The 13,100-nt window shown below is 69.4% G+C and carries 15 protein-coding genes; 12 read left to right on the top strand and 3 right to left on the bottom strand.

What is annotated here, in order from left to right; all coding sequences use genetic code 11:
• Nucleotides 1-1,002: an alpha/beta hydrolase gene (locus tag NY1_RS29665; RefSeq protein WP_067720438.1), complete on the top strand. Its 1,002-nt coding sequence runs from the start codon at nucleotides 1-3 to the stop codon at nucleotides 1,000-1,002.
• 57 nt (nucleotides 1,003-1,059) lie between these two features.
• Here NY1_RS29665 and NY1_RS29660 read toward each other — a convergent pair whose 3' ends face one another.
• Nucleotides 1,060-2,277: a TerD family protein gene (locus tag NY1_RS29660; RefSeq protein ID WP_067720437.1), complete on the bottom strand. Its 1,218-nt coding sequence runs from the start codon at nucleotides 2,275-2,277 to the stop codon at nucleotides 1,060-1,062.
• 111 nt (nucleotides 2,278-2,388) lie between these two features.
• On the opposite strand from NY1_RS29660, the gene NY1_RS29655 reads away from it, so the two are divergent.
• The 7 genes from NY1_RS29655 to dhaM all read left to right on the top strand — a co-directional run bounded on the left by NY1_RS29655 (nucleotide 2,389) and on the right by dhaM (nucleotide 7,722).
• Complete coding sequence (locus NY1_RS29655; protein WP_067720436.1) at nucleotides 2,389-3,012, top strand: AIM24 family protein; 624 nt, start codon at nucleotides 2,389-2,391, stop codon at nucleotides 3,010-3,012.
• Between the two features lie 10 nt (nucleotides 3,013-3,022).
• Nucleotides 3,023-3,730, top strand: a complete 708-nt coding sequence (locus tag NY1_RS29650; protein WP_067720435.1) for an AIM24 family protein — start codon at nucleotides 3,023-3,025, stop codon at nucleotides 3,728-3,730.
• Nucleotides 3,727-4,488 (top strand): AIM24 family protein, encoded by a 762-nt coding sequence (locus tag NY1_RS29645; RefSeq protein ID WP_067720434.1) that lies wholly within the window; start codon nucleotides 3,727-3,729, stop codon nucleotides 4,486-4,488. The genes NY1_RS29650 and NY1_RS29645 overlap by 4 nt, the downstream gene beginning before the upstream one ends.
• A gap of 53 nt (nucleotides 4,489-4,541) precedes the next feature.
• On the top strand, nucleotides 4,542-5,276 hold the full coding sequence (locus NY1_RS29640; protein WP_067720433.1) for a hypothetical protein: 735 nt from the start codon (nucleotides 4,542-4,544) through the stop codon (nucleotides 5,274-5,276).
• Between the two features lie 99 nt (nucleotides 5,277-5,375).
• Nucleotides 5,376-6,377 carry a dihydroxyacetone kinase subunit DhaK gene (dhaK, locus tag NY1_RS29635; protein ID WP_067720432.1) on the top strand — a complete coding sequence of 334 codons (1,002 nt, stop codon included), beginning with the start codon at nucleotides 5,376-5,378 and terminating at the stop codon, nucleotides 6,375-6,377.
• Nucleotides 6,377-7,003 (top strand): dihydroxyacetone kinase subunit DhaL, encoded by a 627-nt coding sequence (gene dhaL, locus NY1_RS29630; protein WP_067720431.1) that lies wholly within the window; start codon nucleotides 6,377-6,379, stop codon nucleotides 7,001-7,003. The genes dhaK and dhaL overlap by 1 nt, the downstream gene beginning before the upstream one ends.
• The gene (gene dhaM, locus NY1_RS29625; RefSeq protein ID WP_067720430.1) at nucleotides 7,000-7,722 is read left to right on the top strand and encodes a dihydroxyacetone kinase phosphoryl donor subunit DhaM; all 723 of its coding nucleotides are present in this window, start codon (nucleotides 7,000-7,002) and stop codon (nucleotides 7,720-7,722) included. Before dhaL ends, dhaM begins: the two co-directional genes overlap by 4 nt.
• Nucleotides 7,723-7,775: 53 nt before the next feature.
• On the opposite strand, the gene NY1_RS29620 is transcribed toward dhaM, so the two are convergent.
• Nucleotides 7,776-8,660, bottom strand: a complete 885-nt coding sequence (locus tag NY1_RS29620) for a hypothetical protein (RefSeq protein ID WP_067720429.1) — start codon at nucleotides 8,658-8,660, stop codon at nucleotides 7,776-7,778.
• Nucleotides 8,661-8,853: 193 nt separating this feature from the next.
• Here NY1_RS29620 and NY1_RS29615 point away from each other — a divergent pair, with 193 nt between their 5' ends.
• Genes NY1_RS29615 through NY1_RS29600 form a run of 4 tightly spaced genes read left to right on the top strand, consistent with a single transcriptional unit; the run spans nucleotide 8,854 to nucleotide 11,272 of the window.
• Nucleotides 8,854-9,321, top strand: coding sequence for a hypothetical protein (locus tag NY1_RS29615; protein ID WP_067720428.1), 468 nt, complete (start codon nucleotides 8,854-8,856; stop codon nucleotides 9,319-9,321).
• A 56-nt stretch (nucleotides 9,322-9,377) separates the two neighbouring features.
• Entirely contained in the window at nucleotides 9,378-10,133 is a 756-nt protein-coding gene (locus NY1_RS29610) for an isocitrate lyase/PEP mutase family protein (protein ID WP_067720427.1), read from the top strand.
• Nucleotides 10,130-10,846 carry a helix-turn-helix transcriptional regulator gene (locus NY1_RS29605; RefSeq protein ID WP_067720426.1) on the top strand — a complete coding sequence of 239 codons (717 nt, stop codon included), beginning with the start codon at nucleotides 10,130-10,132 and terminating at the stop codon, nucleotides 10,844-10,846. Before NY1_RS29610 ends, NY1_RS29605 begins: the two co-directional genes overlap by 4 nt.
• A gap of 12 nt (nucleotides 10,847-10,858) precedes the next feature.
• Nucleotides 10,859-11,272 carry a nuclear transport factor 2 family protein gene (locus NY1_RS29600; protein ID WP_169815419.1) on the top strand — a complete coding sequence of 138 codons (414 nt, stop codon included), beginning with the start codon at nucleotides 10,859-10,861 and terminating at the stop codon, nucleotides 11,270-11,272.
• Here NY1_RS29600 and NY1_RS29595 read toward each other — a convergent pair.
• Complete coding sequence (locus NY1_RS29595; protein WP_067720549.1) at nucleotides 11,244-12,902, bottom strand: glycosyltransferase family 87 protein; 1,659 nt, start codon at nucleotides 12,900-12,902, stop codon at nucleotides 11,244-11,246. The genes NY1_RS29600 and NY1_RS29595 overlap by 29 nt on opposite strands.
• Nucleotides 12,903-13,100 lie beyond the last annotated feature (198 nt).

Raw genomic sequence — 13,100 nt, 5'->3', positions numbered from 1 at the left:
ATGAAAACTTCCTTGCGCCGTATCACCGCCGCCGTGTTCACCGCCGCCCTGTCCGCGGGGGTGGTGGCCGGAGCCGCCACCGCCGCCCCGGCCAAGGCCTCGGCCATCACCTCCGTCGACAAGGACGGCCGCACCTGGCATCTGAAGGTGTACTCGGCCGCGATGGACAAGGAAGTCGCCGTCGACGTGCAGCGGCCGGCCGACGAATCGCAACCCGCCCCGAACCTCTACCTGTTCAGCGGCCTCGACGCCGGTGAGGGCGAGGCGAGCTGGCAGGGCCAGACCACCGCGCTGCAATGGCTGGCCGACAAGCCGGTGAACGTGGTGCTGCCCATCGGCGGGCGCGGCAGCTACTACACCGATTGGATCAAGGAGGATCCCAAACTCGGTGTCAACAAGTGGAAGACGTTCTTCACCGAGGAACTGCCCCCGCTGCTGGACCGGCAACTGAACTCCACCGGCCGCAATGCGCTGGCCGGGGTATCCATGACCGGCACCTCGGTGCTGCAACTCGCCGAAGCCAAACCCGGGCTGTGGCAGTCCGTCGCCGCTTACAGCGGCTGCGCGCAGATCGCCGATCCCATCGGCCGCCAGTTCGTGAAATTCGTGGTCGAGACCTGGTCCGGCGGCAGCACCCAGAACATGTACGGCCCCGACGACAGTCCGCTGTGGGCCGAGAACGATCCGGTCATCCACGCCGAAAAGCTGCGCGGCACCAACCTTTACGTCGCCACCGGGAACGGCATCCCCACGCCCGAGGACATCCAGTACTACCTGTCCAACGCGCCCGGCATCACCGGCGGCGTGAACCTCGGTCTCGGTATGGGCATCGAAGCCGCCGTCAACGGCTGCACCACCAACCTGAAGACCAAACTGGACTCCCTGGCCATCCCCGCCACCTACCACTTCAATCCGGTGGGCACCCACTACTGGCCGTACTGGGAAGACGACCTGCACCGATCCTGGCCGGTGCTGGCCCAGGGCATGGGCTTGCAGGGCTGAGTGATTCGACGCGACGGGCCCGCACCGATCCGGTGCGGGCCCGTTCTCGTGCGCGGGTCAGGCGCCGACGAAGCGCCCCAGCTGCGGGACGGCCTCGCCGGGATGTTTGGCCTGGATGCCCTCGCCGATGGCCTCCAGCTTCCAGTCCCCGCCCGAGCGGTAGACCTTGGCCATCACCATGCCGGTGAAGGGCATGCCGCCGGCCAGGGTGTAGCGGGCCAGTTCGGCATTGGACGCGCCGTCCACCAAGCGGCAGAAGGCATTCGCGACCTGTTCGAAGGTGTGACCCTTGTAGGAGGTCACGGTGAACAGCAGCGTGGTCACCTGCGGGGAGATCCGGGTGAGATCGACCAGGATGACCTCGTCGTCGCCCGCGCCCTCACCGGTGAGGTTGTCGCCCTGATGCCGGACCGAGCCGTCCTTGGACGCCAGCGACCCGTAGTAGACGACATCCACCGGGCTCATATCGGCGAAGAGGATGACCGAGGCGTCCAGATCGATATCGACGGCGCGGCTGCCCAGCAGGCCGCCGCGCTTGACCGGATCCCAGCCCAGACCCATCTTGACGTAGGTGAGCGCGCTGCCGCCCTCCTTGCGGAGGTTGACGCGCTGGCCCTTCACCAGGCTGACGGCATGGTTCTTGGGCAGGTCGCGATCCGGGAACGGCTCGGGAGCCGGCTGCTGATAGCCCGGGCCCGCGGGCGGCGGATAGCCCGGACCACCCGTCGGCGCGGGCTGCTGATAGCTCGCGGGCGCGGGCTGCGCGGCGGGCTCGTTCACGTTCACGCCGTGATCGGTGACCAGGGCCGCGAAACCACCCGCGTACCCCTGGCCGATGGCGCGCACCTTCCAATCCGATCCGCGCCGGTACAACTCCACGGCGATCACGATGGATTCGGTGGTGAGGCCCTCGATGCGGTACTCGTACAACGGATTTCCGCCGCTGTCGGACACCGTCACCACCGGCGGCGCGATCCGGCCGAAATTGGTGCTCGGATCGTCGAGGGTGATGACCGCGCGCAACTGCGCGATATCGGCGGGCACCGCGCCCAGCGACACCGCCAGCACGCCGGACTGGCCGGGAGCGCCGGGCTGCAACTGCACGCCGGGACCGGTGGGCTGGTTGAAGAACACGAAATCCGCGTCGGAGCGCACCTTGCCGCTCTCGGTGACCAGCAGCGCGGACAGGTCCGCGGGGGCCGCGACCTGGATGCCGATCACCACATCATTGACGTTCAAAGGGCCGTTCTGGCCCTTCACCAGTACTGCGGACAAGACTGACCCTTCGCTTGTCGATGCTGACGCACGCCACTCTAGGGGAAAACTCGGACACCAGCCGTTGACCTGATCGGTTAGGGTTGCCGCAAATACGAGTACGAGGCAGTGATGGCGCAGCTGTTCGAGAAATCCAAGAAGGTGATCGAAGCCCATCTCGCGGGGGACAGCCTCCGCGCGATCGCGGGTTCCATGGTCGCCTATGAAGGCAATGTGCAGTTCAAGAGCGCCGGTTTCGGCGGGGGCGACGGGGTGCTGGCGGGACTGAAACGCCGCGCCACCGGAGAATCGCTGTCCCTCATGGAATGCACCGGCAATGGGCGCGTGTTCTTCGCCGTCAACGGCCAGCACGTCACCGTGGTGAACCTGAACAACGAGACGCTGCAGGTGGAATCGCAGCAGCTGCTGGCCTTCGCCGGGCAGTTGCGCACCAATGTGGCGTTCGCGGGCCTGCGCGGAGCCTCCACCGGCGCGGGCCTTTTCACCACCACGGTCAGCGGCACCGGTCAGGTCGCGCTGCTGTCGGCGGGCGGGCCGCTCATCCATCTGGAGGTGTCCCCGCAGTACCCGCTGGTGGTGGATCCGGACGCGTTCGTGGCCTCGCGCGGCAATCTGAACCAGTCCTTCGTCACCGACGTGTCGTGGCGCTCGGCGCTGGGACAGGATGGCGGAGAAGCGTTCTCGCTGCGCTACGACGGGCACGGCGTCGTGTTGATCCAGCCCGCGGAACGGTGAGGGACCGCTGATGTTCGAGCAGGTGAACGGGAAAGTCGTCAAGGTGCACGCCGGACGGGCCGGGGGAGTGGTGGCCCGCACCGGGTCCATGCTCTTCTACACCGGCGACGTGTCCTTCCAGCCGCACCAGATTCCGGGCGCGGGCCAGATGGGCGGCATGGGCGGCCTGATGGGCATGGCCGGGCGCATGATGGCCGGCGAGCACGAGCGCACCATGCTGGCCACCGGCAACGGCGAAGTGCATTACGGTTTCGCGGGTCTGGAGACCCACATCGTGCACATGCAGCCGGGCGCGGTGCTGCGGGTGGAAGCCTCACGGCTGCTGGCCAATACCGCGCAATTGCAGAGTTCGATCGTCTCCGTGGCGAGTTCGGGCGGCGGTGGCGGCGGTGGGCGCGGCGGCGGCCTGATGGGTGCGCTGCGCGGCGCGGCGAGCGGAATGCTCACCGGCGCGGGCATGTTCACCACCCAGCTGTCCGGTCAGGGCAGCGCGGTGCTGCTGGCGCACGGCGGGTTCCTGGAACTCCAGGTCGGCGGCCAGTACCCGGTGGTGGTGGATCCGCAGGCGTTCGTGGCCGCCTACGGCAATGTGCAGACCGAATTGAAGACGGCACTGAGCTGGCGCGACGCCGTCGGCCGCGGTTCCGGCGAGGCCATGCAGCTGCACTGCGTCGGGCAGGGCGTGGTGTACGTGCAGGCCAGCGAGGAGAAGCTGTGAGCCAGATTCTGAATCCGATGAATCTCGGTGAGAGCGACAATGTTCCGGGCAACGACTACGCCTACTGCATCGATCTGCGTAAACCGTGGTTCATGCGCAAGGGCGCGATGATCGCCCACTACGGCGAGATGCGGTTCCAGGCGCTCACCCACGGGTTGCAGGGCGGGCTGTTGCACATGGTGGCGCAACAGTTCTCGGCCCCGCTCTTCGGCGGTGACTACGTGGTTGCCGAGGGGCAGGGAAAGCTGCTGATCGGCGACCGCGGCTACAACATCAACAGCTTCGACCTGGACAACGGCAACCTCACGGTGCGGGCCGCCAACCTGCTGGCGTTCGAACCCGAACTGGCACTGAAACAGTCCATCGTGCCGGGCTTCCTGACCCTGATCGGCACCGGCAAGTTCCTGGCCTCCTCCAACGGCCCGGTCATGTTCGCCGAACCGCCGCTGCGGGTGGATCCGGAATCGCTGGTCGGCTGGGCGGACTGCCCGTCCCCCAGTCATCACTATGATCAGCGCTGGGTGAGCAGCTTCCTGGCGGCCGGCGCGGCCCGCTTCGGGGTGACCTCCGGCGAGGAGCGCCAGTTCGATTTCACCGGCGCGGGCACGGTGCTCATCCAGTCCAGCGAGAAGATCCTCGACGACGCGCACCTGGTGCGCACCATCGAGGGCCAGCTGCAGAGCGGCGTCACCCCCATCGGACTGCAGCGCCTGCAGGGAGTAATCCAGCAGCAATTGGGTACCCAGCAGAATTACTAGTTGTTAACTGTCATTGCACCGATGGGCCGCGAACGCGTGGCAGTATCGGGTACGTGAGTGACGGCGAGGTGGATTCCGCACAAGCGCACGAACAGTATCTGCGCGCGTTCCGGCACCCCGCCGTGTCGCGCGGCCAATTGCAGGGACTGCTCGACGCGGTCAACGGCTTCCTCGACACCGTGACGCCCCGCGACGGCGAATTCGTCCCGCAGGGCGGCTGGGCGCCGGAATCCACCGCCATGGCGTTCCAGATCGGCCGCGCCGTCGAACAGGCGCTCGCCGAACGCGAGGAAGCCGAACGGGAACTGCTGCGCCGCCGCGATATTCGCGATCGCCTGGTCGCCGCCCTGGACGCGGTGCTGGACTGCCTGCGCAGCCTGCCCGACCTCACCGAAGCCGAGGTCTCGCTCGGCACCACCGCCGTCAACGAGGGCTTCCAGGTGTACGACGACGGTTCGGTGCGCACCACGCCTGCCCAGGAGAGCGGCGCGGATCCCGGTCTGCTGGAAGCCCGCCGCGCCGAACTCGACGAACAGCTGATGACCCTGGTCACGCGCCGCAACGATCTCATGGACGACACCACCGACCTGGTGCGCGAACGACTCGGCGTGGCCGAAGTGGGTATCCCGTGGGTGATCCTGGCCGCCACCCAGGGCGGACTGGACGTCTCCGAACCCTTCGAATTCGCCGCCGAACACCTGCCCGACTGCGAACTGCGCGATCTCATGGTGCAGTTGGTGACCGATATCGAACTGGCCCGTTCGCTCGAGGACGGCGCCCCCGAGTAGCCCGAAAAGCACACCGCATAGCCCGAAAGCGCACCGCGGCCCGGACCGGAGTGCCAGTCTGGCCTAGGAATTCGTCCCAGCCTGCCGAGGGAGCAGCCGGTGAAGAAGCTGATCAACAAGCCCGCCGACGTGGTCGACGCCGCCCTCGCCGGGATGGCCGCCGCACATCCCGAACTGCGCGTGGACGCGAAAGCGCGAGTGGTGATCCGCGCCGACGCGCCCGTGCCCGGCAAGGTCGGGCTGGTCTCCGGCGGCGGCTCCGGGCACGAACCGCTGCACGCCGGTTTCGTCGGGCCCGGCATGCTCGACGCCGCCTGCGCGGGCGAGATCTTCACCTCCCCGGTGCCCGATCAGATCCTGGCCGCCACCACCGCCGTGGACGCCGGGGCCGGGGTGCTGCACATCGTGAAGAACTACACCGGCGATGTGATGAACTTCGAGATGGCCGCCGAACTCGCCGAAGCCGACACCGGGGTGGAGGTGCGCGCGGTGGTGGTGAACGACGATGTGGCGGTACAGGACAGCCTGTACACGGCCGGACGGCGCGGGGTCGGCGCGACCGTGGTGCTGGAGAAGATGGCGGGCGCGGCCGCGGCGGCGGGCCGGCCGCTCGCGGAGGTGGCGCGCGTCGCCGAACGCGTGAACGCCGAATCCCGCAGTATGGGAATGGCTTTGACCTCGGGCACGGTGCCCGCCGTCGGGCATCCCACCTTCGAGCTCGGCGCGGACGAGATGGAGATCGGCATCGGCATCCACGGCGAACCCGGCCGCCGCCGGGTCCCGCTCGCCCCCGCCCGCGATATCGCCGCCATGCTGGTCGAACCCATCGTCGCCGACCTGCCCTTCCGATCCGGCGATCAGGTGCTGTGTTTCGTCAACGGGATGGGCGGGACGCCCCTGCTCGAGCTGTATCTCATGTTCGACGAGGTGGCGCGGCTGTTGCGGGCGGAGGGCATCCACATTGCCCGGTCGCTGGTCGGCTCCTACATCACCTCCCTGGACATGGCGGGCTGCTCGGTCACCCTGACCCGTCTCGACGCGGACCTGACCGCCCTGTGGGACGCGCCCGTCCGCACCCCGGCCCTGCGGTGGGGTATCTGATGAGCGTCGATCCCGCGGCCTGGATCCGCGCCTTCGCCGCCCTGGTGAACGAGCACGCCGATGAACTGAACGCCCTGGACGCGGCCATCGGCGACGCCGACCACGGTACGAACATGCAGCGAGGGCTGATGGCAGCCGTTGCGGCCCTGGACGATTCGGCCACCGCCGACGAGCCGCTCACCCCCACCGAGGTGTTCAAGCAGACGGCCATGGTGCTGATCCGCACCATCGGCGGCGCGAGCGGGCCGCTGTACGGCACGTTCTTCCTGCGCTGCGCGCCCGCCATCGGATCCGGTTCGGAGGTAAGCGATTTCGCGCGTGCCTTCCGGGCCGGACTGGACGGCGTGCTGGCCCGCGGCAAGGCCGAACCCGGCGACAAGACCATGGTCGACGTCCTCGAACCCGCCGCCGACGCGCTCGACAAAGCGGTGGCGGCACAATCCGCATCGGAGGAGGCGCTGGACGCGGCCGTCGCCGCCGCCGAAACCGGTAGGAACGCAACCGTTCCCATGGTCGCCCGCAAGGGTCGCGCCTCCTATCTCGGCGAACGCAGTGCCGGACATCAGGATCCGGGCGCGACCAGCGCCGCCCTGCTCGTCCGCGCCGCCCGGCAGGCGCTGCGATGATCGGTCTCGTAGTCGTCTCGCACAGCCGTCCCCTGGCCCGGGCCGCGGTCGCGCTGGCCACGGAACTCCTTCCGGCCCAACCTGTTCGCGTCGAGATCGCCGCCGGACTCGACGACCACACCCTCGGCACCGACGCCGTCGCGGTGGCCGACGCGATCACCGCCGCCGACTCCGGTGCGGGCGTGCTGCTCCTGATGGATCTCGGCAGCGCCATCTTGTCCGCCGAGACCGCCCTGGAGCTGCTCGACGCGCCGCACGAAGTGCGCCTGTGCGCCGCCCCGCTGGTGGAGGGCCTGGTCGCCGCCCTGGCGGCGGCCGGGGGCGGCGCGGATCTCGCCGCCACCGCCCGCGAGGCCGAACACGCCCTGGACGCCAAACGCGCCCAGCTCGGCGCACCGCCCGGTGGCCCCGCCGCCGACGACCACGCCGGCTCCGACACCCTGATCGGCCGCCCGCAGGCCGATGCCGTCTTCGAGGTCACCAACGAACACGGCCTGCACGCCCGCCCCGCCGCCGAACTGGTCTCCGCGCTCGGCGCTCTCGATGCCGAAGTGCTGCTGCGCAATGCCACCACCGGCGCGGGCCCGGTGCCCGGCAACAGCCTGACCCGGGTGCTCACCCTCGGCGTCCTGCCCGGTCATCGCCTCGAAGTCGCCGCCACCGGACCCGAGGCGGCCCTGGCGATCGAGCAGGTGCGGGCGGTGACCTCCGGCCGTTGAAACCCTTCCCGGGTAGCCGTCCCACCTCGCACCCGCTATTGTAGTCGTCAGGACTAAAACAGTAGGGCGGGGAGGAACTCCAGATGACCACCATCGAGCAACGGTTTCCGGGCGTGGAGATCGACGATCGGATCGACGAAGGGGCCGAACTGGTCCAGCACCGGATCGGCGGCATCGACCGGACCTTCTCGCTGCCGGTGACCTTCACCCCCTTCGCCTCCGCCCAGCCGTGCTCGGCCCGCTGCGTCTTCTGCTCGGAGACCCTGCGGCATCGCGACGCCACCGTGCTCTCGGCCGGATTGCGGCCCGGCGCGGGCTATTTCGAAGGATTGGCGCGCGCCCTGGCGGAATTGCGCGGCCTGCCCTTCGGGCTCTCGCTGTCGGGACTGGAATCGACCGACGATCCGGATTGGCTGGAACGCGTCCTGGATCTGCTCGACGCGCACGACGGGCCGATCACCGAGAAGGTCCTCTACACCAATACCGCCGGGCTGGCCCGCGAAACCCATGGGGCGCGGCTGATTCCGCGACTCGCGCGCTTCGGGCTGGACCGCGCGGAGGTCTCGCGCCACCACCGGGAGCAGGCCGCGAACGATCTGATCATGCGATTCCGGGACGGCAAACCGGTCGCCGGCAATGCGGTGTTCGAACGCACGGTGCGGGAGCTGGGCGCCGCGCTGCCGGTGCGGCTGGTCTGCGTCATCCAGCGCACCGGCGTGCACGATCTGGCCGGGGTGGAGGGCTATCTCGCTTGGGCGCGTGACGAATTGGGGGTGACCGATGTGGTCTTCCGCGAGTTCTCCCGGCTCGGCGACCTGTACAAGCCGAACGCGCCGCTGCGCACCATCGCGCGGGATCGGGTGCCGATCGAGGATTTGATCGACGAAATCTGGTCCGCCGCAGGGAATCCCGTCGCCGGCTTCACACCGATCCGGCACACCCGCGGGTACTACTACTGGAACCTGCGCTGCCGCTGGCGGGACGCGGTGGACGTCACCTTCGAAACCTCCGACTACGAGCTGATGAAGGCGCGCCACCACTCCGACCGGGTCTACAAGATGATCTATCACGCGAACGGAAACCTCTGCGCCGATTGGGATCCGAGACCGCCGTGCTGCTGCGCACCGCCGGATGATCGCCGCCTACCTGGCCGCCCTGCGCGCCCTGCGGGCCGCGGGGGTGCCCTACGTGGTGATCGGCGGCCTCGCCCTGCACCTGCGCTACGGCGCACAGCTCGATCTGCCCGTCCGCGACTGCGATCTGCTGCTGCCCTCCGTGGCGATCGGACCGGACGCCTGCACCGCCGCCCTGCGCGCCCGGGGCTGGCGGGTGCGGTCCTGGCAGGACGACGTCCATCCGCCGCTCGATCTCGAAATGCTGGCCGGGCGCTACTACCTGCGCGCCACACTTGGGAACGGAATCATCGACGCCACTTACGAATACGATGCCGTCACCTGGCCCGAGGCGGAGGCCGCGGCCGAACTCCACGCCGGGATTCCGGTCGCGGCTCCCGCCCATCTCATCGCGCTGATGGCGGCCCGCGACAGCGCCCAGGACCGCGCGCGCATCGCGGCCGTCCGGAAACTCGCCGGTTTGTGACGAATCGAGCAGTGCGGGTGCTACCGCCGGCCCGGCACGCGGGGCAGGATCGGAGGATGACCAGCCTCAGCGCGAAAGCCGTTCTGTTCCGCGAGCTCCACAAGCCGGGCGATCCGGTGATCCTGCCGACCGTATGGGACGCCTGGTCGGCCAAGACGGTGCAGGAAGCCGGATTCGCCGGCGTCACCATCGGCAGCCATCCGCTGGCGGACTCCATGGGCAAAGAGGACCGGGAGGGGATGGCGTTCACCGAGGTGCTCGGCCGGGTCCGGGAAATCACCGCGGCCGTGGATATTCCGGTGTCGGTGGATCTCGAATCCGGGTACGGGGTCAAGCCCGCGGACCTCATCGACGGGCTGCTGCAGGCCGGAGCGGTCGGGTTCAACCTCGAGGACACCGTGCACAAGGAGGGCGGGCGGCTGCGGGAACCACAGGAACACGCCGACCTGGTGGGCGAACTGCGCCAGGCCGCCGACGCCACCGAGGTGCACGTGGTGATCAACGCGCGCACCGACGTCTTCCTGCGGCCGGACGGCGGTGAACCGCAGGAGCGGCTCGAAAGCGGGCTCGCCCGTTTGCGGCTGGCGGCCGCCGCCGGCGCCGATGTGCTCTACCCCGTCGGCGTCCGCGATCCCGAAGTGCTGCGCACCCTGTGCCGGGAACTGCCGCTGCCGGTCAATGCCATCGGCTTCCCCGAACAGGGCAGCCGGGTGCAATTCGCCGGAATGGGCGTCGCGCGAGTCAGTTTCGGCCCGTTCCTGCAGCGCGCGCTGACCGCCGAGGCGAACCGGCTCTTCCTGCCCTGGCAGTGACCAAGACCGAGCGGCTGTACGCGCTGGCGGAGGAATTGCGCGCGTACAGTCCGCGGCCCCGGACCGCGCGGCAGCTGGCCGCGCGATTCGAGGTCACCGCGCGCACCATCGTGCGGGATATCGCCGCCCTGCAGCAGGCGGGGCTGCCGATCATCACCCTGCCCGGGCGCAATGGCGGATACGCGCTGGAGCGGGCGCGCACGCTGGGACCGGTCTCGCTGACCGCGACCGAGGCCACCGCGCTGCTGGTGGCGCTGCCGCAGCTGGCCGGTACGCCCTTCGCGGCGGCCGCGCGCTCGGCCGTGCACAAGGTGCTGGCCGTGCTGACCGAGCATGATCGTGAGCTCGCCGCTCAGCTCAGTGACCGAATCCGGTTGCTGCCCAACGAGACTCCGCCCGCACCGCCCGCAGTGCTGGAAGCCGTGCTCGGCCGCCGCGTGCTGCGCCTGGAATACGTCGACGGTGAGGGCCGGGCCAGCGCGCGCGAGGTCGAACCGCTGGCCTTGCTCGCCGGCGAGCACTGGTATCTGTCGGCGTGGTGCCGGTTGCGCGACGGTATCCGGGGTTTCCGGCTGGATCGGGTCCGGTCCGCCACCGTGCTGGCCGAAGTCGCGCCGGATCGTGGACTCGACTCCTCGGCCATCCGGATGGGCGACGGCCGGCTCATCGATGTGACCGCGATCACCGACATACCGTTGTCGCGCAACGCCTGAATGCTCGACGCCATGACCACCACACCAGTCACCGACACCACCGCCGACCTGATCGCCGCCCGCTGGACCGACCTGTGGAACGGGAATTTCGCACTGGCGCGCGAACTCTGCGCCCCGGACTTCCGCATCGCGTTCGCCGGGGCGGGCGACGCGGACGGCACGCACCGCGGCGACGCGGTCATCGGCCCGGACGCCTTCGTCGCATTCCTGCACGAGTTCCACGCCGCCCGGCCCGGCGTCCGGTTCGGCATCGAAGGCTCCGCGGTGGGCGCGAATCCGGAAGTGGGGCACGGCAGTTCGGCCTGCCGCTGGTACGCGGAGTTCCCGGACGGCAAGACCGTCAGCGGCATCGACATGTTCGACACCGCCGACGGGGCGCTGGTTCAGGTCTGGTCGGTCACCGGCTCGCGCCGATTCCCGCACTGACCGGGGTCCGCGGCCGCCAGAACGGCGGCAGCCACGGATAGACCGGATCGGCGGCGCGATCGAGCAGGCCGCCACTGGGATCGTCGGCGCCGTCGCGGCGCACCGGATCGTCGTCGGGGCGGTAGATCTGGCGAATCACCAAGACGCACAGGGCGATCACCGCAATATCGCGCAGCACCACCGTGCCGGTGAACCATTGCTCGGGCAGGCCCTTGTGATCGGTGCCGAGGTAGTAGTACATGCGCGGCACCCACACCAGGGCGTCGATCGTCATCCAGGCCAGCAGGATTCGGCGCTGCGGCAGCGCCAGCACCGCCAGCGGCACCAGCCACAGCGAATACTGCGGGCTCCACACCTTGTTGGTCAGCAGGAACGCCGCCACCACCAGGAAGGTCAATTGGGCCAGGCGGGGGCGGCGGGCGGCGGTCAGGCCGATCCAGCCGATCGCCGCACAGCAGGCCAGGAACAGCAGCAGCGACAGGATGTTCAGGATGGTGGGCGCGCGGCCCGGTGCGAGCACCCCGTCGAAACCGGTCCAGCCGGTGAACGAGGTGATCACGTTGTAGATGGAATCCGGGTCGGCGTGCCGTTCGGTATTGAGCCGGAAGAACTCTCGCCAGCCCGCCGGATACAGCCACGCGATCGGCGCGTTCACCGCCAGCCAGGTGATGGCCGCCGCCGCGATCGCCGCCCACGCCGCGCGCAGCGGCCGCAGCCCGCCCCACGCCGGATCATCGTCCTCGTCGTGGCGTTGGACCCGCAGGCACAACACCAGGATCGGGCCCAGCAACAGCAGCGGATACAGCTTCGCCGCCCCGCCCAGACCCAGCAGCACACCGGCCAGCACCGGCCGCCGCCGCGCCCAGGCCAGCAGCCCGCCCGCCGCGAAAGCCGTTGCCAGGGCATCGAAATTGGTGAAGGCGTGCACCAGCACCAGCGGTGACAGCGCCACCAGCGCGGCATCCCAGACCCGGCGGCTGCCCGCCAGCCGAGCCGACGCCCAGACCGTCACCAGCCACGCCAGCGCCAGGCCGACGGCCACCACATTGAAGTAGATGACCACTTCCAGCGCGTCGGGCAGTCGCGGTCCGGCGTAGCGCTTCTCGCCGTCGCCGGTCACCGGCCCCGGATGCGAGGCAGCCTTCCAGGCTTTGGCGATGCCCATGGCCGCGTACTGGTAGAGCCCCGACACCACCGGGTATTCCATGTATCGCGCCTGCGGTTTCCCATTGGCGTCGATATCGATCCACTTCTTCTTGTACGGGAAAGCGCCCTCGTTCAAGCGTTCCGCGCCGTACAGCGGCACCGTGTCCGAATAGCACATGGCCACGTATTGGCGGCCGTTGTCCCAATCCAGGCCGAGCAGCCCGTTCTCGTCCGGCCGCTGCTGAATACAGCCCGCCTTGCCGAACCAGCTCAGCGCCAGGAACAGCACCGCGAACGCGAGCATGACGCGCACCGGCGTCCAATAGCGGGCCCGCCCGATCAGCGCGTGATCGCCCACCGGGCCGCCGATGAGATCGGCCAGCTGCGCGGACATGGCATCGGTGCGGCTCGGCTTGTCGCGATCGTCGGCCGAGCGCAGATCCCGCGCCAGCGGCGCCGGCGAGTCGTAGCGCTGCGTTGAAATGTGCTGCCCCCCAGCATTGTCGGGCGCGGGCGCGCCCCCGGTGGCACCGGGGGCGGACCCACCCGTTTCCGTATCGCCGGCCGGCCCGTCACTGGCCGGCGGCTGCGGCACGAGTTCCTGCTCGATCACGGCCTGAGGCTACCGACCGCGCGTTCCCCCATTGCCGTTGCCGTTCCCATTACCGCCGCCGTTGCCGCC

The sequence above is a fragment of the Nocardia yamanashiensis NBRC 100130 genome (genome assembly GCF_001613325.1).
Taxonomy (GTDB): Bacteria; Actinomycetota; Actinomycetes; order Mycobacteriales; family Mycobacteriaceae; genus Nocardia; species Nocardia yamanashiensis.
This window is presented reverse-complemented; position numbering and strand designations above follow the sequence as displayed.